This is a genomic window from Brevundimonas sp. SPF441 (assembly GCF_009661015.1).
Taxonomy (GTDB): domain Bacteria; phylum Pseudomonadota; class Alphaproteobacteria; order Caulobacterales; family Caulobacteraceae; genus Brevundimonas; species Brevundimonas vesicularis.
Genome location: NZ_WJWX01000021.1, coordinates 1 through 26892, shown reverse-complemented (window position 1 = coordinate 26892; position 26892 = coordinate 1). Strand labels below are relative to the sequence as shown.

Genomic DNA, 26892 nt, shown 5'->3' with positions numbered 1-26892 from the left:
ATGAGTCGCGTCGTTCTTCTCCGCCCTCGTCGTTTCGGCGATGCCCGTGGTTGGTTTATGGAGACCTATTCGGAAGCCGCGACGCAGGCGGCGGGTATCGAGGCGCGCTTCGTTCAGGACAACCAGTCGTTCTCGGCCTTCGAAGGCACGATCCGCGGGTTGCATTTTCAGCGTCCGCCGCACGCCCAGGCCAAGTTGGTGCGCTGCGTGCGTGGTTCGATCATGGACTATGCGGTGGACGTTCGACGCGGCTCTCCGACCTATGGCCAACACGTCGCCGCCAAACTGACAGCCGAAGGCGGAGAGCAACTGTTCGTGCCGGTGGGCTTCGCCCACGGCTTTGTCACCCTCGAACCGGACGTTGAGATCGCCTACAAGGTAACAGATGTCTATGCGCCGGACTGTGACGGCGGCATCGTCTGGAACGACCCCGCCATCGCCATCGACTGGCCCCTGCCACCCTCGGGTGCGGTTCTGTCGGACAAGGATAAGATTCTGCCGACCCTGGCCGAGTTTGACAGTCCCTTTGAATACGACGGCCGGCCGCTCGAACCGCTGCCCACGCCCTGACCTGAACTCGGACCAAGAGACATCTGATGCGTATTCTGATTACCGGCGGCGCCGGTTTTATCGGCTCGGCCCTGGTGCGACGCCTGATCGAACAAAGCGATCACGAGGTTCTGGTGTTCGACAAGCTGACCTATGCGGGCGTGCTGGGCTCGCTGGAGCCGGTGGCTTCCAGGAACCGCTACAGCTTCGTGCAGGCTGACATCTGCGACGCCGACGCCGTGTCCAAGGCCCTGTACGACTTCCAACCGGACGTGGTCGCCCATCTGGCGGCGGAGAGCCATGTCGACCGGTCGATCGACGGGCCGGGCGCCTTCATCCAGACCAATATGGTCGGCACCTTCGTCATGCTGAACCAGGCCCTAGGCTACTGGCGTGGCCTGCCGGAGACGAAGACGGCCGGCTTCCGCTTCCATCACATCTCGACCGACGAGGTGTTCGGATCCCTGGGCGAGGACGGCTTCTTCACCGAGACCACCCCCTATGATCCGCGCTCGCCCTATTCGGCGTCCAAGGCCGGGTCGGACCATCTGGTGCGCGCCTGGGGCCATACCTATGGCCTGCCGGTGTTAGTGACCAACTGCTCGAACAACTACGGCCCCTATCATTTCCCCGAGAAGCTGATCCCGCTTATCATCATCCGCGCCCTGAACGGCGAGCCCCTGCCGGTCTATGGCGACGGGTCGAACGTGCGCGACTGGCTGTTCGTCGACGACCACGCCCACGCCCTCCAGGCCGTGTTCGAAAGAGGTGAGCCGGGCGAGACCTACAATATCGGCGGCAATTCCGAGCGCAAAAACATTGAGGTGGTCACCGCCATATGTTCGATCCTAGACCGGCTGCGGCCCAAGGCGGAAGGCCAGTACGCCGACCAGATTACCTATGTCACCGACCGCCCGGGTCATGATCATCGCTACGCCATCGACGCGTCAAAGATTCGCGACGACCTGGGCTGGCAGCCATCGGTCACCTTCGAACAAGGGATCGAGAAGACCGTGATCTGGTATCTGGAGAACCAGGCTTGGTGGCAGGACATTCTAGACGCCCGCTATTCGACCCAACGCCTAGGCGTGGCCAATGGCTGATCCCATCCACATCCTAATAACCGGCGGCACCGGGCAGGTCGGGCTGGAACTGCTGGCTGCTGACTGGCCCGATGGCGTCGTGCTGCATGCGCCGACGCGTGCGGAGCTGGATTTGGGCAACGCCGCCTCGGTCCGGGCCGCCTTCACCGCCACTCCGTTCGTCGCCGTGATCAACTCAGGGGCCCACACCGCCGTCGACAGGGCCGAGACAGAGGTAGCCGCGGCCTTCGCCGCCAACGCCATAGGGCCGGCGGTGCTAGCCGATGCCACGCGAGAGGCGGGCATTCCGCTGATCCAGGTTTCGACCGACTACGTGTTCGACGGGGCCAAGGACGGCGCCTATGTCGAGACCGACCCAGTCGGGCCTCTTGGTGTCTACGGCGCGTCCAAGCTGGCCGGCGAATTGGCGGTGCGCAGCGGCAATCCGCGCTCTGTCGTGCTGCGGACGGCCTGGGTGCTGAGCGTGCATCGCGCCAACTTCCTCAAGACTATGCTGCGGCTCGGCGCCGATCGGCCGGTTCTGCGGGTGGTCGCCGATCAGCACGGCTGCCCAACCTCGGCGCGCGATATCGCGGCGACGCTGAAGACCATCACGTTGAAGATGATCGCCGACGTCGATGCGCCGACCGGCGTCTATCAGTTTGTCAACGCGGGCGAGACCACCTGGGCTGAGTTGGCGACCGAAATCTTTGTCCTGAGTGCTGCGGCCGGCGGGCCGTCGGCTGCGGTCGAGGGCATCCCCTCGTCTGAATACCCTACTCCAGCGAAGCGCCCGACCAACTCGCGCCTGTCGACCGACAAACTGACCCGCGACTACGGCGTCGTTCCTCGCCACTGGCAGGCCGCAGTCGCCGAGATCGTCAACGAGTTACACGCCGAAAGGGCCGCCGCATGAAGGGTATCATCCTGGCCGGAGGTTCCGGCACCCGCCTGCATCCGATGACCCTGGTCACCTCGAAACAACTGATGCCGGTTTATGACAAGCCGATGATTTACTATCCGCTGTCGACCCTAATGCTGGCGGGCATCCGCGAGGTGCTGATCATCTCGACTCCGCGCGACGTGCCTAGCTTCCAGGCCCTGCTTGGCGATGGTTCGCAGTGGGGCATGGAGATCCAGTACGCCGTCCAACCCAGCCCCGAGGGCCTGGCCCAGGCCTATGTGATCGGCGCGGACTTCGTCGGCGACAGTCCGTCGGCCTTGATCTTGGGCGACAACATCTTTTATGGCCACGGGATCAACGACCTGTTCACCAGCGCCATGGCCCGACCGGACGGGGCGACGGTCTTCGCCTATCACGTCAACGACCCCGAACGGTACGGGGTGGTCGAGTTCGACGAGCAAATGCGCGCCCTGTCGATCGAGGAGAAGCCCCAGACACCCAAGTCCAATTGGGCGGTGACGGGGTTGTATTTCTACGACAAAGACGTGGTCGAGATCGCTCACGATCTGAAGCCCTCGGCGCGGGGCGAGCTGGAGATCACCGACGTCAACCGCATTTATCTGGAACGCGGCAAGCTGTCGGTCGAGATCATGGGACGCGGCTATGCCTGGCTCGACACCGGCACCCCCGACAGTCTGATCGACGCGGCTCAGTTCGTCAGCGTTCTGGAGAAACGTCAGGGCTTCAAGATCGCCTGTCCCGAGGAGGTCTCCTACCAAAAGGGCTTCATAGACGCAGCCCGGCTAGAAAAACTGGCCGCCAAGCTCGGTAAGAGCGCCTACGGCCAGTATCTCAGGAACATGATCCGGATCTGAATACCACCCTGTCGGAGCCTTGGTCGCCCTACCTTTTACCGGGGAATGTATCGGTCATTTCAGGGAGAAGTTCCACCCTGCACTCCTCGATGACGACCCGTCCCATAAAATGGGCTCGTTCGCTGGAGATTTTCAACTCTGCAGGGGCTGGCTCATTCCAGAAATGGTCCAGCACAAGCTCGTAGTAGCCTGGCGTGTCAAATGCCCCCACGTACAAGGTGGTATCGTCGGCCGCCCCCCATTCGAACATCAGGTGAGCCGCCTCGTCCGGATCGACCGAAAATCGCACCGTGACACGCCACCATCCTAACGGAAGGGCGAAACATGGACCGTGCATCAATACGCGAGCACCGCCAGTCAGATCAATATCGGGCGAACCGCCTGTGGGCTCTCGGCGTAGGCTATAACTGAAGATCGAGGTTGGCCAGACCATGCTGAACCCAGGGGTTGGAGGCATATTCCGATAGAAGGCCAATGGCGCGGCCATTGCGGGATCCACACTGAATGGTGCGGTGCTCAGCGCGGATACCCCCGGAGAAATCAGACCTAGACCCGGCAAATCAGCGGCGTAGGCTTCGTGGTCCAGAACAACCGCGCCCGCTTCGATCAGAGCAGAGGCGGTCCCCAAGCGTACGGATGCGAAGCGTTGAGCTTCCAACTGATCCGACCTTCGCTCAAGGGCGCTGTTCAACACCTCTTCTAAAGCCCCGCCTCCTATAACGACCCAGGCATCGACGGCATCCAATGGCACCGCTTGGAAATCTGTGACCAGAATGATCTTCGGGCAGGGCGTCCTTACGGCTTCGTCCCCCCGCGCCTTCGTCACTGTCCAACCACGCTCCTTGGCCGCCACCCCAATAGCGCCACGCCATGCCGCTTCACGATGTGACGGCATTAACAACAGGCCTACAGACCGCACCGCCATCAAGCGGCCCGAAGAGACGTATAAATGTCCACAGCCTGTTCCACGTCGGTAAACATTCGGGCCTTGCCACTCTCAATGATCAGCACACGGTCGCAGACCTTGGATATGAGATTCATATCATGAGAAGCCATGATAAATGCTCGATCTGATCTTCGCTGGAAAAGCTCTTCTCTGCATTTTCTTTGGAAACGTGCGTCTCCTACAGCGACAAGCTCATCAACCAAATAGCAATCGAACTCGATGGCTATCGATAATCCGAATGCAAGACGCGCCCTCATACCTGAAGAGTAATGTTTGACGGGAAGAGATAACTTTGAACCAAGCTCAGCGAAATCATCCACGCGCTCCAGCAACTCGTCAAAGGGACGCTCATACAGACGCGATAGAAACCGAATATTATCCAAGCCCGACAAACTGCCCTGGAAACCGCCGCCGAACCCGATAGGCCATGAACCAGACATATGCCAGCGCACCCTGCCTGTCGTTGGAGCTAGGGCCCCGCCCAGAATTTTAATCAGCGTGGATTTGCCTTGGCCATTGCGTCCGAGGACTGCAAGGCGGTCATTGCGACGCACGTTGAAGCTCAGACCTTTGAACAGGGGTTTGGCGCCCGGCGCATGTAGATAGGTCTTGCCGAGATCGATGACCTCAAGACCCACGCTATCCTTGGGGGAAGACATCAAATCTGCCTGTGCTCCCGTAGTCCGGCCCAGATGAGCCAGCCTATGCTATAAATCAAAAGTGTGGAGATGAAGACAGCGAGAATAGCAGCCCACCGATTTGGCACCGAGGGTTTGTCAGGCAGGCCAGGATTCACGACGCGCACAAGATAGAGTTTCTGCTGACGCGCCTCTACACGCGCCGCGTCCAACCCCAAGCTAGCGGTGGCCAGCGCCTTATCAGCCATCTCGCGCTCCAAGGCCAAGGACTCATAGCCACTGATTTTGCTGGCTAAAGAGTTTGGCCCCCCCGCCAGTTTGTTTCGTTCGGATTCGATTTGCTGTTCGTAGGCGGCGAGACGTGCATCCAAAATAGACAGTTGTGGGCTTTGCGGCGCTTGGCTAGCGAGTTGAGAGCGTTCAGCCCTCAAACTAGATATATTCGCCAGCAACTCACCAATCAGCGCCGATCCTTCAGTTGCAGAGACTATAGGATCGATAATCCCTTCGCGATTTCTGAAATTTTGTAGACGACTCTGAATATTAGTTAAACGGGATTCAGCTTCTACAAGATTTGCTTCGGCATCAGTAACAGCTCGAGCTGTAGATCTCTCATTCAGCGCATTAACGAGATTCTCGCCGCCATCCAGCAAACTATCTGCAACTCGCTTTGCATCTTGCGGCGTAAACGCCTCAACCCGGAGGGTGCTAATGCCCGAGCTTGTGTTGTAGCCTACCGTCAAAAAACGCTGAAAGCTCTTGTAAAGACCCTCGCTGCTGGCGCTCTGGCCCACCCTTGGATAGCGAGAAAACGGGTCAGCGCCGGCCGCTGACAAGATATTGGCCAGAGGAAGCTTCTTTTCGAGATCTCGAACTGCGTCTCTCGATTTGATGTATTCATGCACCGAAAAAGCGTCAGTCGCATTTGTGGATAACCCCACGCCTTGTAGGGCGACACCCAGAGAGGACGGCTGCTCCTTCGAGGCCGATCGCACCAGGAATTTGGCCTCGGATACATAACGCGGGCTCGCGATGCCGAGGTAATAGATCGCGGCGACAAGCGTCGGCACCCCCACAACTAGAGCAAAAGGTAGGTAGGAGCGAACCGAAAACTTCTTCGAGGTAGGCTCAGGTTGACCCTGTGGTCTTCCGAGCAGCGGGCCAAGAAAATTCAGACGTGAGTCGTTCATGATCTTAAAATCCTATCGGCCTTGGAACATCTTAATCGACATCCAAGTGATCCTTGGCGCGGGCCAGCATGATGAGCCCTAAAGAAACAAGCACACCACCCCAGAAAACCGGATAGAGTGGATCGTAGTGCGTCTCGATAAACTCGCCAAAAACACCAGCACGTATCATTTCAATTGTGTGGGGCAGCGGAAAGATAAGATAAAGGTCGCGATAAGCTGGCGGAAACCAGGCGGCCATTACAAAAACGCCAGAAAAAGGCAAAATTAAATACATAAATACAGGGACGAGGCGTTCAAGAACATCGAATTCCATAGCAAGGGCACTGATGACCATCGCCATGCCTGAAGAGAACACAAAAAGACTAAACCAACCCCAATATACAAGCATGAGATTGTGGGGAAAACCTACCTGGCCAAATGCCATCAACACGGCATAGGTAATGACAAACGCGGCTGTCGAACCAGCAAATTCTAGTAGGTACCTAGATATGTAGACATGAAGTATTTTTATCTTCTGGTGAAACAATAGACCCGCGTTTCCAGTGACGGCCCCCATACTGTAGGAAATAAGATGACGCATCATTAGCAAGCTAACATAGCCCGTCATGATGAACGGTCCCACGGGCAAACCGTGCTGGTAAGGTGCCTTAATGAAAGACCATACCAGTATGACACCAAATATGAATAGAAGAGGTTCGCCAACTAGCCAGACAAAACCAAGGCCCTTACGGCCATAACGGGTAATGATCTCGCGCAACATTAGAGCGATGATAATGTTGCTATGTGATCGAACTGCGCTCAACAAAATAGTGCCGCTCCAGTCTTAAAGGTCTCGAGCCAGCCGTAAGCCAAGGATCGTCACACTTGCATGCACCACCGCGCGAGATGCGCTGCTGGTCCATACCCGCTCAATCTAACACCGGCAAGCGTTAGACTCCGACCGCCTACAGGTTCAGCAGCGCCGGATCCCCACCTTGCGCGGCGATGTTCACGCTGACCGCCTTCTCCGCCGCATAACGGATCAGGCTGTTGGGGCCGCCCGCCTTGGGGCCGGTGCCCGACAGGCCCTCGCCGCCGAACGGCTGGACGCCGACGACGGCGCCGGTGATCGAGCGGTTGACGTAGACGTTGCCGGCGGGGACCAGGTCGACGACTTCGGCGGCGAAGGCTTCGATGCGACTATGGACGCCCAGGGTCAGGCCGTAGCCGCGCGCGGCCAGCTTGCCGGCGACCGACTTCAGGTCGGGCGGACCGTAGCGGTAGATGTGCAGAATGGGGCCGAAGACCTCGCGTTCGAGGAAGTCGGGCGTAGGGATTTCAGCGATGGTGGGGGCGAACAGGTCGCCCTTTTCAGCGCCCATCGGCAGGGCGGCGCGGGCGATGATCTTCGCTTCCTTCGATAGGCGCTCGACGTGCGCTTCGAGCGCCCGGCGGGATTCGGGATCGATGACCGGGCCGATGTCGGTCTTAGGATCGGCAGGGTCGGCGACGGTCTGGACCGCCAGAGCGCCCTTCAGGCCCTCGATCAGGGCGTCGGCCGAATCCTTGGGCACGTAGAGGACGCGAAGGGCCGAGCAGCGCTGGCCGGCCGAGCCGAAGGCCGACTGGATCACGTCGTCGATGACCTGTTCCTTGAGCGCTGTCGTATCGATGAACATGCCGTTCAGGCCGCCGGTCTCGGCGATGAAGGGGATGATGGCGCCGGGGCGGGCGGCGATGGAGCGGTTGATGGCGGCGGCCGTGTCGGTGCCGCCGGTGAAGGCGACGCCGTCGATGCCCGGATGGGTGACCAGCGCTGCGCCGACCGTCTCGCCACGTCCTGGGACCAGGGCCAACAGATCGGGGTTCAGGCCGGCCTTGTGATACAGGCGCACGGCCTCTGCGGCGATCAGCGGCGTCTGCTCGGCGGGCTTGGCCAGCACGGCGTTGCCGGCGGCGAGGGCTGCGGCGATCTGGCCGGTGAAGATGGCCAGGGGGAAGTTCCACGGCGAGATGCAGGCGAAGACGCCGCGTCCGTGCAGGAACAGCTGGTTGGTCTCGCCGGTCGGACCCTTCAGGGTCTCGGGGGCGGTGAAGTCGCGTTCGGCAAGCAGGGCGTAATAGCGGCAGAAATCGGCGGCCTCGCGCACCTCGGCCACGCCGTCGTTCAGGGTCTTGCCCGCCTCGCGGCTGAGCAGAGCGACCAGCCGATCCAGATCGGCCTCCAGCGCGTCGGCCATGGCGCGCAGGACGATAGCGCGCTTGGCGCCGCCCTGGCGGTCCCATTTGACCTGAGCCTCGGCGGCCGCCTGGACGGCGGCGTCGATGTCAGCCGCCTCGGCTTCCGAGACATGGCCCAGCACCTGTGATCGATCGAAGGGATTGGTCACGTCCTGAGCGTTGAGGCCGGCGCGCAGCTTGCCGCCGATGATCGGACCGCTGGTCAACTTCTCGCGGTCGACCAGTTCCAGCGCCTTGGCGTGGGCTTCACGGTCAGCGGCCTGAGAGTAATCGCGGCCGAGGGAGTTCTGACGATCGCCGTACATGTCTTTCGGAACCGAAATCTTGGGGTGACGGTCGGGCGCCTGCTCGACCAGGGAAATGGGATCGGCCGCGACGGCCGAGGCGGGCACGCGCTCATCCAACAGGGCATGGACGAAGGAGGAGTTGGCGCCGTTTTCAAGCAGGCGACGCACCAGATAGGGCAGCAGTTCCTCGTGCCCGCCAACGGGGGCGTAGGCGCGGACGATGACGGTTTCATTGGCCCAGGCTTCTTGAGCGGCGTCATAAAGCGCCTCGCCCATGCCGTGCAGCCGCTGGTGCTCGACCGTGACGCCGTGATCACGCGCCATACGCCGCACGGCCGCCAGGGTGTGGGCGTTATGGCTGGCGAACTGGGAATAGATGGCCGGCGCGGCCTCGATCATGGCCTTGGCGCAGACCAGATAGTTCAGATCGGTCGCCGCCTTGGTCGTATAGACGGGATAGTCGGCGCGGCCGAACACCTGGGCGCGCTTGATCTCGGTGTCCCAATAGGCGCCCTTGACCAGGCGCACCATCAGACGACGGCCCGAGCTACGGGCGAGGTCAGCGACGCGTTCGATCGTCTCCAGACCGCGTTTCTGATAGGCTTGAACCGCCAGACCCAGGCCGGTCCAGCCGCCAAGCGACGGCTCGTGCGCCAGCCGGTCCAGCAGCTTCAGCGACAGGGCCAGACGGTCTGCCTCCTCGGCGTCCATCGTATAGTTGATGTCGTATTTGGCCGCGATCTGAGCCAAGCGCAGGATGCGGGGATACAGGGTCGCCCAGACGTCATCTTCATGCGTCGCCTCATATCGGGGCGACAGAGCCGACAGTTTCACCGAGACGCCATGGCCATGCTCCGGCCCCTGACCCTTCGACGTCTTGCCCACCGCCTCGATGGCGTCGGCGTAGATCTTCTCGTAGCGGTCTGCGTCGGCCATGGTCCGGGCACCCTCGCCCAGCATGTCGAAGCTGCACAGCCAGCCCTCCTTGTTCGACCGTTTCAACGCGCCCTGGATGGTGCGGCCGACGACGAACTGTTCGCCCATGATCTTGACGGCGGTGGCCACCGCCTGGCGGATGACCGGCTCGCCCAGACGACCGGCGATCCGCTTCAGGAAGCCGGGCAGGTCGCTGCGCGCCTCGTCATCCACATCGACCAGCTTGCCGGTCAGCATCAGACCCCAGGTCGAGGCGTTGACGAAGAGGCTGTCGGACTGACCCAGGTGGGCGGCCCAGTCGGCCGAGCCGATCTTCTCGGCGATCAAGCGGTCGCGGGTGTCCTCGTCCGGCACGCGCAGCAGGGCTTCGGCCAGACACATCAGGGCCAGACCTTCGCGTGTGCCCAGGGAGAATTGCTGCAGGAAGCTTTCGACGACGCCCTGCTTCTTCTGGCTGCGACGCGCGTGTTCGACCAGGGCCGTCGCCTCAGCGACCACATCCGCCCGTTCGATCGCATCCAGGGGCATGCGCGCCAGATTTGCGGCGACGGCCTCGCGTTCATCGCGGAACTTATGCGTATCCAGACCGTCCCAGGCGGCCAGGCTCGAAGGCATGAAGGCGGGAATGGTCATTAGCGACAGATCCTGTGGATTTCAGCCGTATATGCCGAAGTTCATTGAAGGTGCTTCGTATGATACAGGACTGGACCGAAGATCGTTCGGTGTGAGGCTGTGATTTCCGATGATCGATATAGACGCTGTTGATCGCCGCATCCTGCGGGTGCTTCAGACCGATGCCCGCATCTCCAACGCCGAACTGGCGCGACGCTGCAACCTGTCGCCCGCCGCCTGTTTCGAACGGGTCAAACGGCTGCGCGAAAAAAAGATCATCACCGGCTACGCCGCCATGATCGACCCGGCTCAGGTCGGCCGAGACCTGCTGATCTTTGTCGAGGTCCTGCTGGACCGCACCACCGGCGACGTCTTTGAAGCCTTCGCCTCCGCCGTTCGCAGTCAGCCGGAGGTGCTGGAGTGCCACATGGTCGCCGGCGGCTTCGACTATCTGATCAAGGCCCGCGTCGGCGACATGGACGCCTACCGCGCCTTTCTGGGCGACGTGCTAGTGCGCATGCCGGGGGTTCGGGAAACCCGGACCTATGCTGTGCTGGAAGAGGTGAAATCGACAACGGTGTTGCCTTTGTGATCAGACATCTGCCACGCCCAACATCCGGCGCCCCGCACAACGCGCAATTTCGGATCAGCAAATGAGATGACGACGTCAGTCGTCTAACCTAATAGGCTGATCAACCTCACTGATCACAGCGATGATAAATGGTCACCATCTATCCCGTCATCATGTGCGGAGGATCCGGAACGCGCCTGTGGCCTGCGTCACGGCCCTCGCTACCCAAGCAGTTTATCCCACTCTCCGGAAACCGGTCCCTATTTCAGGAAACGGTTTCTCGCGTATCGGTGCTCGCGGATAACGGCGGTGAATTGATTGTCGTGGGCGGCGTTGCTCACAAGCGATCCATCCTCGAACAGCTTGAGGAGATCGGCGTCGCCGCCGTCATCCTGCTTGAACCCGAAGGTCGCGACTCATCCGCCGCCATGGCCGCCGCTGCGTTGTGGACATCGCGTCGCTCGCCGGACGCGGTCAACCTCTTCGTCGCGTCCGACCATCACATCCCCGACGCCGAAGCGTTCAGACAGTCGGTAAAAGAGGCCGTTGCCACCGCGTCGAAGGGTCGCATCGTCACCTTGGGCGTCGTGCCCACCGCACCCTCTTCAGCCTACGGCTATATCGCGCCTCTCGGCTCAGGGCTGTCGGAGGTATCCGCTTTTGTCGAAAAGCCTGATCATGAAACGGCCCGTCGATATATTTCCGAAGGCTATCTCTGGAACAGCGGCAACTTCATCGTTCGTGCTGATGTGCTCGGCCAAGAAATCACTGATCGAGCACCCGCTGTAGGAGAAGCGGTTCAGGTTGCTCTGGATCAGGCAGAGATCGACGGACCCTGCATGACTCTTGGCGCAGGCTTCAAAACGGCCCCCAAGATTTCCATCGATTACGCCGTCATGGAGAAGACTTCAGTCGCGTCGGTTTTGCCGGTGCAGTTTATGTGGTCGGACCTCGGCGCCTGGGATTCAGTCCATGCTTCTGGCGAAGGCAACGTCGGTCTTCACATCTTAGAGGACTCCGAAGGTTGCCTGATTAGAGCGTGCGACGGAGTGATGGTCGCGGCCATCGGCCTCACCGATGTCGGTATCATCGTCGAACGCGATGCGGTGCTGGTCACGGATCTGAAGAAGAGTCAGGACGTCAAGAAGGTGGTCGACCGACTACGCAAGCTGTCGCCGCAACATCTCGACTTTCCCTCGGCCGAGCCGCTCGAAACGCTCGAAACTGGAGCCACGCGCTTTGCGACTTGGCTGAGGCAGGCTGCGCTGCCCGTCTGGTCTAGCCTGGGCCAAAATGAGATGGGCGCCTTCGAAGAGGTCCTTGCGCTTGATGGCCGGCGCATCGCCACCTCCCGCCGCGCGCGTGTCCAGGCACGCCAACTGCAGGTCTACGCCGAAGCCGGACGGCAAGGCTGGCAGGGGCCATGGAAAGCAGTCGTAGAGAGCGGACTTGTGCACCTTAGTTCTGCCTACCGACGCCCCGACGGCCAGATACGCACATTGCTGGCGGCGGACGGCGCACCGCTGGACGCTACGGCAATGGTCTATGATCAGGCCTTCCTAATCCTTGCGCTAGCGTGCATTTCAAGCGTCACGGAAGATCTAGCGCTGGAAGTCGAAGCCGCCGGGATCCGCGATCTGCTGATGCAAGGCGCGGATGCCAAGGGCGGGCTGAAGGAGGCCGGAAGCCATCCCTATCAATCCAATTGCCATATGCATCTCCTAGAAGCTGCCCTAGCTTGGGAGGACGTCGGCGGCGGCGATCATTGGACAGCGCTGGCCGACCAAATCGTGCATCTGGCGCGAACGCATTTTATAGACGTTGAAACGGGGAACCTGCGAGAATACTTCGACTCGAATTGGCGACCCGCCGCCGGTGCCGACGGCTGGTTGGTCGAGCCCGGACATCAGTTCGAATGGGCTTGGCTGATGGCGCGCTATGGCCGAAGCCGGAAAGACACAACGGTCATCGGTGACGCTTGGCGGCTATATGAAGCCGGACTTAAGGGAGTCGATCCAAAACGCGGCATCGCCATGGACGCGATGAATATCGACGGCAGCGTGCGTAGCCCGCGTTCCCGATTGTGGCCTCAGACCGAATGGCTGAAAGCGTCGCTCATCTTCGCTGCGCTTGGCGACGATGCGCGACGCGTCCATTGTCTCGATCAGGCGGCTCACGCGCAGCGGGCGCTATGGCTATACCTGACGCCACAAGGCCTCTGGCATGACAAGATGTTGGAAAACGGGATTTTTATCGACGAACCCGCTCCCGCTAGCTCATTTTACCACATCATGGCGGCATACGTTCAGATCAGCGAAGCCGTAAGCCTGCTTGCGCCAGACACGGCTCAGTCACTCCGACTGTTCTGAGATGCGGTCAGCGGCGCCTCAAGGGCACTAACGCCTAACATAAGTCCGTCTCGCCTTCGTCATTCGAACCGTCTAGAAGTTCGCCCCTTACTCAACGGCTCAGGGTCCGCCCGCCTCAATGCGCATCGTTCTGGCCACCGACGCCTGGGAACCTCAGGTCAACGGCGTCGTCCGCACCCTGACGCGCACCGTCGCGGAATGTCGCGGCATGGGCCATGAGGTCGAGGTCATCGAACCCAGTCTGTTCAAGACCATCCCCTGCCCCACCTATCCGGAAATCCGGCTGGCGCTCGGAGCGGAAGAAGAAATCCGCGAGATGCTGCGGGCCTTCGAACCCGAAGCCGTCCATATCGCCACCGAAGGCCCCATCGGCATCGCCACTAGGCGTATCTGCGTGGAGTGGAAGCTGCCGTTTACGACCAGTTATCACACCAAATTCCCGGAATATGTCTCGGCGCGTTTCCCGATCCCGGTTCAGGTCGGCTACGCCTATATGAAATGGTTCCACAAGCCGTCGGGCCGATTGATGGTGGCGACGCCGACCCTGCGCGACGAACTGGTCGAGCACGGATTCAAGAATGTCTCGCCCTGGTCGCGGGGCGTGGACACGGATGTTTTCAATCCCGACCTGGAGCGCATCTACGACGAGCTTGGCGGCAAGGACTGGCCGCGGCCCTTTTTCCTGAACGTCGGCCGTGTGGCGGTCGAGAAGAACATCGAGGCCTTCCTGCAACTCGACCTGCCCGGCACCAAGATCGTCGTGGGCGATGGCCCGGCCCGCGCCGAGCTCGAAGAAAAGTATTCGGACGCCAAATTCCTCGGCGCCAAATTCGGCGACGACTTGGCCCGCTGTTTCCGCGACGCCGACGTTTTCGTCTTCCCCAGCTGGACAGACACCTTCGGTCTGGTGATCCTCGAAGCTATGGCGGCCGGGACGCCGGTCGCCGCCTATCCGGCTCACGGCCCTATCGACATCATTCCCGGATCGAACGCAGGCGCAATCGATAAGGACCTCAAGACCGCCTGCCTGCAGTGCCTCGATCTCGATCGCAAGGCTGTGCGGGCCTATGCGGAAAAGTTCAGCTGGCGCGCTTCGGCCGAGCAGTTCGTCGAGAACCTGCAACCCTATCCCGAACCTGAGCGCGGCCGCTTCTGGCGTCGCCTGCGGCGCATCGCCCGCATCCGCAAACGCGCCGCCGCCTGATCGATCGGCCCGTCGAGCCGCCCCCCTAGGACAAGCCATGATGAAACCCTGTCAGGACCTGAGGCCGAACACGGCTGCTTACGAAACCCAAGCCTTGGTCAAGCCGACAGGCTTTCGCGAATACGACGCGCGCTGGATCCTGGAAAAAGAGATCAACCTTCTCGGCATTCAAGCGCTGGGCCTTGGCCTGGCCACCTATGTCCACGAGATCGGCGTCGCGCCCAAGATCGTCACCGGCCATGACTTTCGTGGCTACAGCCTCAGCGTCAAACAGGCCCTGATCCTGGGGCTGCTGGAAGGCGGGATGGAGGTTCTGGATGTGGGCCTGGCCTTGTCGCCGATGGCCTATTTCGGCCAGTTCGAACTGGATGCGCCGTGCGTCGCCATGGTCACCGCCAGCCACAACGAGAATGGCTGGACCGGGGTGAAAATGGGGGCGAACAAGCCCCTGACCTTCGGCCCCGACGAGATGGGCCGCCTGAAAGAGATCGTTCTGAACGGCGAGGGCGTGGCCCGCCCCGGCGGCAAGCTGGTGCGCGTCGATGACTTCCGCGAAACCTATGTCGCCGACGTGGCCTCCAAGGTGCAGATCAAGCGACCGCTGAAGGTCGTCTGTGCCTGCGGCAACGGCACAGCCGGCACCTTCGCCCCCGACGCTCTGCGCCGGATGGGCGTCGAGGTGATCGAGATGGACACCGACCTCGACTACACCTTCCCGAAATACAATCCGAACCCGGAAGATCACGCCATGCTGGTGCAGATGACCCAACGGGTGCGTGAGACGGGCGCCGATCTGGCCCTTGGCTTCGACGGCGACGGCGACCGTTGCGGCGTGGTGGACGACACGGGCGAGGAAATCTTCGCCGACAAGATCGGCCTGATGCTGGCCCGCGACCTGTCCAAGGTCTATCCGGACAGCACCTTTGTCGTCGATGTGAAGTCGACCGGCCTCTACAAGACCGACGAGGTCCTGAAAGCCAATGGCGCCGAGGTCGTCTATTGGAAGACGGGCCACTCCTACATCAAGCGCAAGACCGCCGAACTGGGCGCCCTGGCCGGCTTCGAGAAGTCGGGCCACTTCTTCATGGCGGGCGATCTGGGCCACGGCTACGACGACGGTCTGGTCGCGGCCGGCGCAGTGCTGGCCATGCTGGATCGCAATCCGGACAAGAAGCTCAGCGAGCTGAAGACTGCCCTGCCGGACGCCTGGACCAGCCTGACCATGTCGCCCCATTGCGATGACGAGCTGAAATACGGCGTGCTGGAGCGGATCGTGAAGGAATATTCCGATCTGGCCGCAGCGGGCGGCGAAATCCTTGGCCGCAAGATCGTCGAGGCCATCACCGTCAACGGCGTCCGTGTGCACTTGGACGACGGCTCATGGGTCCTGGTCCGCGCCTCGTCCAACAAGCCGGAATTGGTCGTGGTGGTCGAGAGCATGCAGTCAGAGCACGATATGCGCGATCTGTTCCGCATGGAGATCAAGCCGCGCTTGGCCGCCTACCCGGAAATCGGCGCTTTCAATCAAGAAATCTGAGCATCAGCTTGCCGCGAGCATGTTTTTGGGACGGAAATCAAGATGATCGCTTTCTTGAAAACATCATATCGTCGAATCAGGAAATTTTTAAGAAAAGCCAAGCTAGGCAATGGTGCCGAGAGTCTCAGGGCTCGCTTTACAGGCGTTTACAGATCCGCTGCTTGGGGATCATCAGAATCTCTTTCGGGGCCCGGTTCTGAGCGGAATTCGGGCTCGGTTCGCCAAGCCTTGATTGCGCTTTCCCAAACTGTCGAAAGATATGAAGTTCGTTCGGTGGCCGACATTCCGTGCGGAGATTTTAACTGGATGCCCGAGTTTTTGGAAAATCATCCTTCAGTAGCCTACGCGGGGTATGACATCGTTGGCGGCCTGATCTCTCAAAACCGCAAGTCACATCCGGCCGCTAAATTTTATGTCCTCGATATTACAGAGCAGGTTCCACCCCGTGCCGACTTGATCTTCTCAAAGGATTTGGTGAATCACCTTCTAGACAGGGATGTTTGGAAAGCTCTAGCCAACATGATCCGTTCTGGCGCGACCTATTTGATGATCACGTCTAACAGCGTGTCCACTCCGAACGAAGATTTGCCCCGAAATGTTGGCGGCATGTCTCGGCTTCTAAATCTCAGAACTGAACCTTTCAGCTTCCCGACACCTATTTACGAAGATGGCTATCTGGCAGTGTGGCGCACCGAAGATTTGGTCTTCGTCCTAGATCACAAACTCTGATCTGAACCAATCGCGCCCATGACCGCTTCCCTCTCGGCTGAGGCCAGGAGGGAAGATTGCCGCGCTACTTTTTCCATACCCAGAACGGAGATTGCATCCGCGACGATCAGGGCGAGGAACTGAGGAGCATTGACGCGGCGCGCGAGGAAGCCGTCGCCGTGCTGGGCGAAATCCTTCGCTACCGGGGCGCGTCGTTCTGGACGACCCGCGCCTTCAGCGTCATCGTCACGGACACCGAGGGTCGAACGGTCGTCAGCGTCACGGCCTCCGCATCCGATCAGGCGCCCGAGGGCTGGACATTGACGGGGGACGCGTGATGACCAAGGCTGGCAGCGCCTCAAAGATCACCACGCTGGTCGATAAGTTGTCGCTCCGGGACCGGCTCAATTCCGAAGAAATAGAGGCGTTACGCGCTGTCCTCGATGCGCCCAAAACCGTCTCCGCCGGATGCGATATCGTGCGCGAGCACACCCGCCCGCTTCACAGCACCCTTCTGATTTCGGGCTTTTCGGCGCGTTACTCCACTCTGGAAGATGGGGCGCGTCAGATCACCGAGATCAATGTGTCGGGCGACTTCATCGACCTGCACAGCCTGTTGATGAAGCAGATGGATCACGGCGTCGTCGCCCTGACCGACTGCGTGATCGCAGAGGCGCCGCACAGCGGCTTGATCGATATCACCGAACGACATCCACACCTGGGCCGACTGCTTTGGCTGGACACCATCATCGACGCCGCCATCCATCGACAATGGCTGGTAGCCATGGGCCGACGGAGCGGTCTGGGCCATCTGGCGCATCTGGTGTGCGAGCTTTACCTTCGCCTCCAGGCCGTCGGACAGACGGGTGATCTGTCATTCGATCTTCCCCTGACGCAAACGTCGCTGGGTGACGCGCTCGGCCTTTCGACTGTCCATGTCAGCCGTCTGATTTCCGAGCTCCGCAGCGAAGGTGTCGTCGCCTGGGCGGGTGGGCGGATCGATATTCTCGACTGGCGCCGCTTGGCCGAGATCGCTGAATTCGACCCCACCTATCTGCGCTTGCAATCAGAGCCCGTCTGATCGCTTAACGCATGTTATCGCACACACCGGCGATCGGCCGTCTAGACGGGGCATGTCCCAGTCGAACCTCGCGCACGCTCTGTTGTCTGCCCTCGCAGTTCAGGGCCTGGACGAAGGCGACGCGTTCTTCGCCGAGGCTGGTGCGCGAACCTCAACCACACAGAATGGCGAAGCCGTCGTCACGCTGATTTTGTCCGGCGTTTTGGCGCGGATCGGGCTCGACGGCGCTCTGTCGCATGGGCTGGCGTCCAGCGACGACGTGATCAACTTTGATGCTGTATTGGGCGGGGGTGGGCCAGAGTCGGCCGTTTGGTTGACGACCGGACGATACCTGACCGTCTCCGCTCGCAAGCTGGCGCAAAAGATCGATCGCAACAGTCTGGTCGAGATGGCGCTGATTGATCTTCGCCGTCGCAACATCGCCCTTCAGGCTGAGCTTTCGCGCCACGCCACATTAAAAGTCAGCCAGCGCCTGGCCGCCCTATTGCTCGACGTCCACGACCGAAATGGAGGCGACGTCCTCGCTCTGCGTCAAACAGAGCTGTCGCATCTGATGGCTGTGCGGCGCGCCAGCATATCGACCGCCTGCACCGAACTATGCGCCGCCGGCGCCGTGCGGCTGCGGCGCGGCGCGATCCAGATCACCGATGCAGACGCCCTGCGGCGGATGACGGACGAGGCCTATTCGACCGTGACGGATTTGGCCAGGTTGCGGGGCTGATCCACGTCAGTGCCCTTCTGCACGGCGGTGTAATAGGCCAGCAGCTGCACCGGCACGGCATAGACCAGAGGCGCGATCAGCGGATGGCAGTCGGGGGCGTGGATGCGGCGAATGCCGGCGCCGTGCGGATCGGGTGCCTTTTCCGGCGCGATCATGATGACCGGGCCGCCCCGTGCGGCGACCTCCTGCAGGTTGGACGCGGTCTTTTCGAACACATCGTCAAGCGGAGCCAGGGCGATGGTCGGGGTCTCTTCGTCGATCAGGGCGATGGGGCCGTGTTTCAACTCTCCGGCGGCATAGCCCTCGGCGTGAATATAGCTGATCTCCTTCAGCTTCAGCGCGCCTTCCATCGCCAGCGGGAACATGGCCCCGCGCCCCAGGAACAGGACGTCGTCCGCCTTTGACAGATCGTGGGTCACCGCTCGGATGCTGTCGCCCATCGTCAGGGCCTCGGCGATCAGGCGCGGGCTTTCGAACAGAGCCTTGACCAGTTCGGCCTCGTGAGCCGCATCGATCCGGCCGCGCGCCACGCCCGCCGCCACGGCCAGAGCCAAGAGCGCGGCAACCTGGGCGGTGAAGGCCTTGGTCGAGGCGACGCCGATCTCGGGTCCGGCATGGGTGGGCCACAGGACGGCGGCTTCGCGCGCCATCGAGGACGAGTGAACATTGACGACAGCAGCGGTCTGCAACCCCTGCGCCTTGCACCAGGTCAGGCTGGCCAGGGTGTCGGCCGTCTCGCCCGACTGGCTGACGGCGACCGCCAGCGTCTTGGGCGACACGGCAGGCGAGCGATAGCGGAACTCGGACGCGATCTCGACGTCGCAGGGCAGGCCGGCCAGTTTCTCGAACGCATAACGACCGATCTGGCCGGCGTAGAAGGCGGTGCCGCAGGCGACGATCTGGATGCGGTCGATGGCGGCGAAATCGACAGGATTGGTCTTGGCCTTGCCGGTTACCAGGTCGAGATATTCCGACAGGGTGTGCTGGACGCTGTCGGGCTGTTCATGGATTTCCTTCTCCATGAAGTGGCGATATTCGCCCTTCTCGACCATGGCCGATGAGGCCGAGACCTGGACGATGGCGCGTTCGACCGGCTTGCCCGCGACGTCGAACATCTGGGCGCCGGCCTTGGTCACGGCGACGTAATCGCCCTCTTCCAGATAGGAAATCTTCTGCGTGAAAGGACCGACCGCGAGCGCATCCGAGCCCAGATACATCTCGTCCTCGCCCCAGCCGACGACCAGAGGGCTGCCGCGTCGCGCGCCCAGGATCAGGTCGTCCGTCCCGTCGATCAGCACCGCCAGCGCATAGGCGCCCGTCAGCCGGTCCAGGGTAATCTTGAAGGCTTCAAGCGGCGCACGACCCGTATTCAGTTCGGCGTCCAGCAGGTGGGCGATGACCTCGGTGTCGGTCTGGCTTTCGAAGACATGGCCTTCGGCGGCCAGTTCGGCCTTCAGCTCGGCGAAGTTCTCGATGATGCCGTTGTGGACCAGGGTGACGCGCCCAGCCTTGTGCGGGTGGGCGTTCTCCGTCGTCGGCGCGCCGTGCGTGGCCCAGCGGGTATGGCCGATGCCGACCGTCGCCGTCATCGGCTCCTCGGCCAGGACGGCTTCCAGATTGCGGATCTTTCCTTTGGCGCGGCGGCGCTCGACCGACCCGTTCACGACTGCGGCGACGCCGGCGGAATCATAGCCGCGGTACTCCAGCCGTTTCAGGCTGTCGATCAGCCGGGGAACGACAGGTCCGTTGCCGGTGACGCCGATGATGCCGCACATGAGCGAAGGCTCCGAGAAGTCAGGAAAAGGGCGCCGCTTTGCACTGGCGGCGATCCGGGGCTAAGCCACACATCAAGCCCCATCGGCCGTCTATGCAATCTTAAGGCGGGCCGCATCAAAAAAGGGGTTTCGGAACGTTACCCGAAACAAAGGACCGCACCTTGGGCGACAGAAAATATTTCGGCACCGACGGCATTCGCGGCCGCGCCAACACCTATCCGATGACGGCCGAGGTCGCGCTGCGCGTGGGTCTGGCCGCAGGGAAACTGTTCCGCACCGACGACGACCGCCGCCATCTTGTGGTGATCGGCAAGGACACGCGCCTGTCCGGCTATACGATTGAGCCGGCCCTGGTCGCCGGTTTCGCTTCGGTCGGAATGGACGTGCGCACCTTCGGTCCCGTCCCGACGCCCGGCGTGGCCATGCTGACCCGGTCGATGCGCGCCGATCTGGGCGTGATGATCTCGGCCTCGCACAACGACTATGCCGACAACGGCATCAAGCTGTTCGGGCCGGACGGTTACAAGCTGTCGGACGAGATCGAGCTGAAGATCGAGGCCATGATGGACCAGAGTCTGGACCAGGGCCTGGCGCCGTCGAACAAACTGGGCCGGGTCAAACGCATCGACGACGCCCAGGCTCGCTATATCGAGATCGCCAAGCAGGCCTTCCCCAAGCGGCTGACGCTGCAAGGGCTGCGCATCGCCGTCGATTGCGCCAACGGCGCCGGCTACAAGGTCGCGCCCACCACCCTGTTCGAACTGGGCGCCGAAGTCTTCCCCGTGGGCGTGACCCCGAATGGCACCAACATCAACGCCGAGTGCGGCTCGACTCATCCGGCGACCCTGGCCGATGCGGTCAAACGCTACCGCGCCGATATCGGCATCGCCCTGGACGGCGACGCCGACCGACTGATCATCTGCGACGAGACGGGTCGGGTCGTGGACGGCGATCAGATCATGGCCCTGGTCGGGCTGGACTGGGCCAGGCGCGGCCTCCTGACCGGCGGGGGCGTGGTGGCCACCGTCATGTCCAACCTGGGGCTGGAGCGAACACTCAAGTCCGAAGGCCTGACGCTGGAGCGGACCAAGGTCGGCGACCGCTATGTCATGGAAAGGATGCGCGAAGGCGGCTTCAACATCGGCGGCGAACAGTCGGGCCACATCATCCTGCACGACCACGCCACCACCGGCGACGGCCTGATGGCGGCGCTGCAGGTGCTGGCCGTCCTGGTCGAATCCGGCAAGCCGATGAGCGAACTGGCCCGCCAGTTCGACCCCGTTCCGCAAAAGCTGGAGAACGTCCGCTTCACCGCCGACAAGCCGCTGGAGACCGACACGGTCAAGGCCGCCATCGCCGAGGCCGAGGCGGCGCTGAACGGCTCGGGCCGCCTGCTGGTGCGGCCGTCGGGCACCGAAAAACTGATCCGCGTCATGGCCGAGGGCGACGACGAGGCGCTGGTCAAGCGGGTGGTGGCCGATGTGGCGGGCGCGGTGCGCTCAGCCTAGGGCTTGCACGCCGCCGGCGGGTCTCCGTCGCGTTCCCACAGTTTGCAGGACCGGTCGATCTCTCCCTGGATCAGGTCGCAGGGGTTGGCGGCGTTGCAGGGCGGGCGGGTCGCCGGGCTGACTTGGGTGCAGCGCTCGACCAGCCGGGCAGAGGCGGCGGCGCCGATGGCTTCGCGGCAGGGGACCTCGCTGATCGGCACCGGCTGAGCGGGCATGTCTGGACCCTCGGGAATGCTGGCCTCAGGGTCCTCGGCCGGTTTGGCGGCTTCCTTCTCCGCAGCCGCCGGCTTGACGGGCGCGGCAGGCGGCGGAGCGTCCGGCGCCAGTGGAACCGCGTCGATGACGTTGCTGCTTGCCGCCGTGTCTCCGGGCGCAGGCTGATCGGCTGGATCAGCGCGGTGACATCCGGCCATCAACAGAACGCAGGCGGCCATTGAAAGCCAGGGGGATCGACGCATCGACTTGTCTCCGGTCAGGACTGACCGAACGAGGATGCCCGTCCGCGCCTCGAGGTGAAACCCCCTATCGCTTCACCGCCGCCAAGGCCGCCTTCTGCAGGGCGAACAGTTCGGTGCAGCCGATCTCGGCCAGCGAGAAGAGCCGGTCGAACTCGGCGCGTGAGAAGCCGCGCTTCTCGCCCGTGGCCTGGACCTCGACGATCTGGCCCGAGCCGGTCAGGACGAAGTTCGAATCCGCCTCGGCCTCGGAATCCTCTTCGTAATCCAGGTCCAGCACCGGCACGCCGTCGCAGACGCCGCACGACACGGCCGCCACCTGATCCGTGATCGGGTCGGCCTTAAGCACGCCCTCGTCGCGCAGATAGTTCAGGGCCAGGCTCATGGCGACCCAGGCGCCGGTGATCGACGCCGTGCGGGTGCCGCCGTCGGCCTGGATGACGTCGCAGTCGATCAACACCTGGCGTTCCCCCAAGGCCTTGAGGTCCACCACGGCGCGCAGGGAGCGGCCGATCAATCGCTGAATCTCTTGCGTGCGGCCCGACTGTTTGCCGGCGGCGGCTTCACGACGCCCGCGCGTGTGGGTGGCGCGGGGCAGCATGCCGTATTCAGCGGTCACCCATCCCTGGCCCGTGTTGCGCATCCAGCCCGGCACCTTGTCCTCGATCGAGGCGGTCACCAGCACCTTGGTGTTGCCGAAGCTGATCAAGCACGAGCCCTCAGCATAACGGTTGACGCCGGTCTCGATGGTCACGGGACGCAGTTGATCGTCGGTGCGTTGCGAATGGCGCATGGGAGGGATCCTGGAAGTCTGACCTTGGAAGCTGTGGCGGCGGTGCTTATCCTGAAACCGTGAGCCTGTATGCCCCGAAAAACCCGCCGTTCGACGCCGGCCAGTCCCTCGCGGGTTTGGCGGGGCTGGATGCGCGGGCGCGCGACATCTTCCGTCGCATCGTGGAATCCTATCTGGAGACCGGTGAGCCGGTCGGGTCGCGGACCCTGTCGCTGGGCGGCATCGCCCTGTCGCCTGCCTCGATCCGCAACACCATGCAGGATCTGACCCTCGCGGGCCTGCTGGCGGCGCCCCACACCTCGGCCGGGCGCATCCCGACCCATGCGGGCCTGCGCCTGTTCGTCGACGGCCTGCTGGAGGTCGGCGACCTGACCAAGGAAGAGCGTCGCGAGATCGACGGCCGGCTCGCCGGGCGCGGCCGGAACTTCGAGTCCGCCTTGGACGAGGCCTCGAACCTGCTGTCCGGTCTGGCCGGCGGCGCGGGCGTCGTCTCCAGCCCGGTCCGTGATTCCGGCGTCAAACATGTCGAGTTCGTCGCCCTGGGCGGGGATCAGGCCCTGGCGGTGATCGTCGCCGACGACGGCACGGTCGAGAACCGGATCATGACCCTGTCGGCCGGCGTCACGCCTTCAACCCTGGTCGAGGCCTCCAACTTCCTGAACGCCCGCCTGCGCGGCCGCCCCTTCGCCGACGCCAAGCGAGAGATGACCCAAGAGTTGGAAATCGCACGGCGTGAACTGGACCAGACGGCCGCCCGCCTGGTCGAGGACGGATTCGCTGCGTGGTCCGGCGGCCAGGATCGCGAGCGGGCCCTGATCGTGCGGGGTCGCGCCAACTTGCTTCAGGACCGGGAAGGCCTAGCCGATCTGGAGCGGGTCCGCGTCCTTTTCGATGATCTGGAGCAGAAGGAACAGCTGATCGGCCTGCTGGACGGCGTCGATGCAGCCCAAGGCGTGCGCATTTTCATCGGCGCCGAGACACGGTTGTTTTCACTTTCGGGTTCCGCCGTGATCGCGGCGCCCTATATGAGCGGCCAACAGCGGGTTCTGGGCGCCATCGGCGTCATAGGCCCCGCAAGACTGAACTACGCCCGTGTCATTCCGTTGGTGGACTATACCGCCCGGGTGCTGGGCCGGATGCTGGACGGGAACGACAAGTGAGCGACAAGCCCCTTAACGACGAACTGAACGACGTGGACGCCGACATGGCCGAAACCAACGCCGAACACGGTCTGGACGCCCATCCGTCAGACGATCTGGCGCCGCTGGACGCCGTGATCGCCGAGCGTGACGAATGGAAGGACCGCGCCTTGCGCGTCGCCGCCGAGATGGAGAATCTGAAGCGCCGTTCGGAGACGCAGCAGAACGACGCCCGCGCCTTCGCCATCCAGCGCTTCGCCAAGGACCTACTGGGCGTCGCCGACAATCTGGAACGCGCCCTGATGGCTGCGCCCAAGGACGCCGAGGGCGCGACCGCCGGTCTGGTGACCGGGTTGGAACTGACGCAGAAGGCCCTGCTGCAGGCCTTCGACGCGAACGGCCTGAAGCGCGTTGCGCCCCAGGCCGGCGAGGCCTTCAACCCGCATCTCCACCAGGCGATGATGGAACAGCCGTCCGAGACCGTGCCCGGTGGATCGGTGATCCAGACCATGCAGTCCGGTTTCGAACTGTTCGGCCGCACCGTGCGCCCCGCAATGGTCGTCGTCGCCGCCAAGGGATCCGGCGCCCAGGCTCCCAACCCCTATGGCGCCGCCCCCGCCGCCGACGGTCAAGCCTTCGACGGAAAGGCCTGATCCGCAGTCGTCAGGCGGCGTCGGTCAGAACTGACGCCGCCAGGCTCCGATCAGGGCGAACTCCGGCGGCGCGTCTGCGACATGGCGCGGCTCGCGGCTGGCGACCGCTTGCAGCGTCATGCTGGACCCATCCCACAGCCGACGTTCGCCACCGAGGATGAAGTCGATCTGGCGGCCGCTGGGCGTCGCCGAGAAGCTGCGGCGCGAGTAGGTCAGCGGATCGAAATATTCGACAGGAACATCCGCCAGCATGGCGGAGAAGGTTCCGCGCTCGATCCTGAGCGGCTGAGCCAGGGTAAAGCTGATCCGGTCACAGATCATCGAACAGCCCGTCAAGAGCCCCAGCCGCCAATTCGAACTGATCGCCGCCTGATCCATCGACAGGAACCGACCCTCGATCCGGGTCGACCCCATCCCCGCCTCGCCAACCAGGCGCAGGCCCGGCCGCAGGGTCCAGTCGCCGCCCAGCGCATAGAAGCTGGTTCGTGACGGCAGGGCGAAGTCGGACCCGCCCGGCAGGAAGGCGCCCAAAGGCCCGAGACGTTCATCCAGGGCGCCGACGCTGAACGACAGACCGCCGTCCGCTCCGCGCCATCCGATCGCCGCGCGACTATAGGTCGAGGCGTCCTGCTCGACACGACGCAGCGGCATCCGGCGATCGCCGCCGCCGCTCTCGCCCGAGACCGTCACCGGGCCGAACCGCATCGCGCCGCGTACGGCGTGATCGGCCTGGGCCAGGGCGGCGAAACCGTCGCCCGCCGCGCCGTTGAACGGCGATGTCGCCCCGCCCTTGCCTTGCCAGACCGAGAAATTCATCCGGCCCGTGGCGACGTCAAGCATCGCCTCCTGACGCGGCTCGTCCCCCATCCAGGGCGCATCATAGAGATCGTAACGAGGCGCGATCGGGTCAGGTCGGGCGCTGGGTTGGGCCGCGATCAGGTTCAATCGACCGCCGCCCGGCAGAGCCAGGCTGGTTGTCGCCGTGGTATTCTGCTCGAACGGCGCCGCCTGATAGGATCGGCTCGGCGCAGTCGGATAGGCGCCGCCCAGTTGGACGGCGAACATCCGATCGTAGGCGTCGTAAAGCACCGTATTCAGCGCCGTCTGCCGACCGAAAGCGTCCCCGAATGCGGCGCCAACGAAGCTGCCCGGTTCGCTCATGCTGACAATGGAACTCCCGTCAGCCATCGGCGTCGAGGTCGTTCCGACCGGTCTGAACGCGCCGGCCATGTCCAGCAGGCCGCGCCCATAGACGATGTCCGTGCCGGGATCGCCGGCGTCGCGTGCGGTCGTCAGCAAGATATCCAGAGCCGCACGCGCCGACAGATTGGGGAAGGCCTGCATCAGCAAAGCGAGCGCGCCGGAGACATGCGGAGCCGAGAAGGATGTGCCGTTGACGCGCCAGCACGACGTGCCCTCACACCCTGTGATCACATCCTCGCCCGGCGCTGAAATATACCCGGCCGCCGTATCCCCTGCCCGGTTCGAGAAGCTGGACATCGCATCGGTCGCGCCGTGCGATCCGACCGCGATGACGCTGCCGGCGAACCGGGGGTCGATGGCGTAACGCGCGGGCCAGCCCGGATTGGCGTTTCCGTCATTGCCCGACGAAGCCACGATCACGGCGCCGGAGTTGACCGCGCGCAGCAGCGCCGCCTCAAACGCCGAGCCCAGCCGCCCATCGCCGCCCAGCGACATGTTGATGATCTTGACGCCATTGGCGACGGCGTAGTCCAGCGCGCGCACCAGATCCGAACTGCTGAAACAGACGTCCGTATTCTTGTCCGTGCAGTCAGAGATATCGGTGCGGATCGACAGGATGGTCGAGTTGTACGCCACGCCAATCGTACCGAACCCATTGAAGTTCGAGGCGATCACGCCCGACACGCGCGTGCCGTGGCTGCTTGACGCCACATAGGGCGTGTTGCGTCCGACGACCACGTCAGTCGAGGCGCTGGAAATACGCCCCTCCAACTCGGGCAAGGTATTGGCAATGCCGGAGTCGACGACGGCGACGGTGACGCCGGCTCCGGTCGCACCAGCCTGCCAGGCGGATTGGACCTTCATATTGGCCAAGCCGTAGTTCCGCAGATACTCGCTCGACGTGACCGAGGGAGGGGGCGGCGGCGGCGGAGGCGG

The 26892-nt window shown here is 62.8% G+C and carries 24 protein-coding genes; 15 read left to right on the top strand and 9 right to left on the bottom strand.

What is annotated here, in order from left to right; translation table 11 throughout:
* From rfbC to rfbA, 4 genes are read left to right on the top strand one after another with little or no spacing between them, the layout of a single operon-like run.
* Positions 1–570 carry a dTDP-4-dehydrorhamnose 3,5-epimerase gene (gene rfbC, locus GGC30_RS12070; RefSeq protein ID WP_153924462.1) on the top strand — a complete coding sequence of 190 codons (570 nt, stop codon included), beginning with the start codon at positions 1–3 and terminating at the stop codon, positions 568–570.
* 26 nt (positions 571–596) lie between these two features.
* Positions 597–1652 (top strand): dTDP-glucose 4,6-dehydratase, encoded by a 1056-nt coding sequence (gene rfbB / locus GGC30_RS12065; RefSeq protein WP_153924459.1) that lies wholly within the window; start codon positions 597–599, stop codon positions 1650–1652.
* Positions 1645–2547: a dTDP-4-dehydrorhamnose reductase gene (gene rfbD / locus GGC30_RS12060; protein WP_153924455.1), complete on the top strand. Its 903-nt coding sequence runs from the start codon at positions 1645–1647 to the stop codon at positions 2545–2547. The genes rfbB and rfbD overlap by 8 nt, the downstream gene beginning before the upstream one ends.
* On the top strand, positions 2544–3410 hold the full coding sequence (gene rfbA / locus GGC30_RS12055; RefSeq protein ID WP_153924452.1) for a glucose-1-phosphate thymidylyltransferase RfbA: 867 nt from the start codon (positions 2544–2546) through the stop codon (positions 3408–3410). Before rfbD ends, rfbA begins: the two co-directional genes overlap by 4 nt.
* A 28-nt stretch (positions 3411–3438) precedes the next feature.
* Here rfbA and GGC30_RS12050 read toward each other — a convergent pair whose 3' ends face one another.
* The 5 genes from GGC30_RS12050 to putA all read right to left on the bottom strand — a co-directional run bounded on the left by GGC30_RS12050 (position 3439) and on the right by putA (position 10260).
* Entirely contained in the window at positions 3439–4335 is an 897-nt protein-coding gene (locus tag GGC30_RS12050) for a hypothetical protein (RefSeq protein WP_153924449.1), read from the bottom strand.
* Positions 4335–5015, bottom strand: coding sequence for an ABC transporter ATP-binding protein (locus GGC30_RS12045; protein WP_153924446.1), 681 nt, complete (start codon positions 5013–5015; stop codon positions 4335–4337). The genes GGC30_RS12050 and GGC30_RS12045 overlap by 1 nt, the downstream gene beginning before the upstream one ends.
* Positions 5015–6184 carry a chain-length determining protein gene (locus GGC30_RS12040; RefSeq protein ID WP_153924442.1) on the bottom strand — a complete coding sequence of 390 codons (1170 nt, stop codon included), beginning with the start codon at positions 6182–6184 and terminating at the stop codon, positions 5015–5017. Before GGC30_RS12040 ends, GGC30_RS12045 begins: the two co-directional genes overlap by 1 nt.
* Positions 6185–6215: 31 nt before the next feature.
* Positions 6216–6944 carry an ABC transporter permease gene (locus GGC30_RS12035; RefSeq protein ID WP_153924439.1) on the bottom strand — a complete coding sequence of 243 codons (729 nt, stop codon included), beginning with the start codon at positions 6942–6944 and terminating at the stop codon, positions 6216–6218.
* A gap of 184 nt (positions 6945–7128) precedes the next feature.
* The gene (gene putA, locus GGC30_RS12030) at positions 7129–10260 is read right to left on the bottom strand and encodes a bifunctional proline dehydrogenase/L-glutamate gamma-semialdehyde dehydrogenase PutA (protein ID WP_153924436.1); all 3132 of its coding nucleotides are present in this window, start codon (positions 10258–10260) and stop codon (positions 7129–7131) included.
* A gap of 109 nt (positions 10261–10369) precedes the next feature.
* Between putA and GGC30_RS12025 the strand changes: the two genes are divergently transcribed.
* The 8 genes from GGC30_RS12025 (at position 10370) to GGC30_RS11990 (ending at position 18430) form a co-directional block, all read left to right on the top strand.
* Positions 10370–10831, top strand: coding sequence for an Lrp/AsnC ligand binding domain-containing protein (locus tag GGC30_RS12025; RefSeq protein WP_153924433.1), 462 nt, complete (start codon positions 10370–10372; stop codon positions 10829–10831).
* Positions 10832–10959: 128 nt separating this feature from the next.
* Entirely contained in the window at positions 10960–13179 is a 2220-nt protein-coding gene (locus tag GGC30_RS12020; RefSeq protein WP_228763727.1) for an AGE family epimerase/isomerase, read from the top strand.
* Positions 13180–13297: 118 nt separating this feature from the next.
* Positions 13298–14383, top strand: a complete 1086-nt coding sequence (locus GGC30_RS12015; protein ID WP_153924430.1) for a glycosyltransferase family 1 protein — start codon at positions 13298–13300, stop codon at positions 14381–14383.
* Positions 14384–14420: 37 nt separating this feature from the next.
* Entirely contained in the window at positions 14421–15920 is a 1500-nt protein-coding gene (locus GGC30_RS12010) for a phosphomannomutase/phosphoglucomutase (protein WP_153924427.1), read from the top strand.
* A 42-nt stretch (positions 15921–15962) separates the two neighbouring features.
* Complete coding sequence (locus GGC30_RS12005; protein ID WP_153924423.1) at positions 15963–16649, top strand: trans-aconitate 2-methyltransferase; 687 nt, start codon at positions 15963–15965, stop codon at positions 16647–16649.
* A 56-nt stretch (positions 16650–16705) separates the two neighbouring features.
* Positions 16706–16966 carry a hypothetical protein gene (locus GGC30_RS12000; protein ID WP_055807099.1) on the top strand — a complete coding sequence of 87 codons (261 nt, stop codon included), beginning with the start codon at positions 16706–16708 and terminating at the stop codon, positions 16964–16966.
* On the top strand, positions 16966–17709 hold the full coding sequence (locus tag GGC30_RS11995; protein ID WP_153924420.1) for a Crp/Fnr family transcriptional regulator: 744 nt from the start codon (positions 16966–16968) through the stop codon (positions 17707–17709). The genes GGC30_RS12000 and GGC30_RS11995 overlap by 1 nt, the downstream gene beginning before the upstream one ends.
* A gap of 52 nt (positions 17710–17761) precedes the next feature.
* Complete coding sequence (locus GGC30_RS11990) at positions 17762–18430, top strand: Crp/Fnr family transcriptional regulator (RefSeq protein ID WP_153924419.1); 669 nt, start codon at positions 17762–17764, stop codon at positions 18428–18430.
* Here the strand turns inward: GGC30_RS11990 and glmS are convergent.
* Positions 18391–20205, bottom strand: coding sequence for a glutamine--fructose-6-phosphate transaminase (isomerizing) (glmS, locus tag GGC30_RS11985; protein WP_153924418.1), 1815 nt, complete (start codon positions 20203–20205; stop codon positions 18391–18393). The two genes, GGC30_RS11990 and glmS, sit on opposite strands and share 40 nt — an antisense overlap.
* Before the next feature lie 161 nt (positions 20206–20366).
* On the opposite strand from glmS, the gene glmM reads away from it, so the two are divergent.
* On the top strand, positions 20367–21713 hold the full coding sequence (glmM, locus tag GGC30_RS11980) for a phosphoglucosamine mutase (protein WP_153924417.1): 1347 nt from the start codon (positions 20367–20369) through the stop codon (positions 21711–21713).
* Here glmM and GGC30_RS11975 read toward each other — a convergent pair.
* Together GGC30_RS11975 and rph are read right to left on the bottom strand one after the other, a co-directional pair.
* Positions 21710–22171 carry a hypothetical protein gene (locus GGC30_RS11975; RefSeq protein WP_153924416.1) on the bottom strand — a complete coding sequence of 154 codons (462 nt, stop codon included), beginning with the start codon at positions 22169–22171 and terminating at the stop codon, positions 21710–21712. The genes glmM and GGC30_RS11975 overlap by 4 nt on opposite strands.
* Positions 22172–22235: 64 nt before the next feature.
* Positions 22236–22961 (bottom strand): ribonuclease PH, encoded by a 726-nt coding sequence (gene rph / locus GGC30_RS11970; RefSeq protein WP_055754224.1) that lies wholly within the window; start codon positions 22959–22961, stop codon positions 22236–22238.
* Between the two features lie 65 nt (positions 22962–23026).
* Between rph and hrcA the strand changes: the two genes are divergently transcribed.
* Together hrcA and grpE are read left to right on the top strand one after the other, a co-directional pair.
* Positions 23027–24121: a heat-inducible transcriptional repressor HrcA gene (gene hrcA, locus GGC30_RS11965; RefSeq protein ID WP_153924516.1), complete on the top strand. Its 1095-nt coding sequence runs from the start codon at positions 23027–23029 to the stop codon at positions 24119–24121.
* Between the two features lie 44 nt (positions 24122–24165).
* Positions 24166–24753: a nucleotide exchange factor GrpE gene (grpE, locus tag GGC30_RS11960; protein ID WP_153924513.1), complete on the top strand. Its 588-nt coding sequence runs from the start codon at positions 24166–24168 to the stop codon at positions 24751–24753.
* Positions 24754–24777: 24 nt separating this feature from the next.
* Here the strand turns inward: grpE and GGC30_RS11955 are convergent.
* Positions 24778–26892 (bottom strand): S8 family peptidase (locus GGC30_RS11955; RefSeq protein WP_370451980.1); only part of this gene is annotated, 2115 nt, incomplete at its 5' end.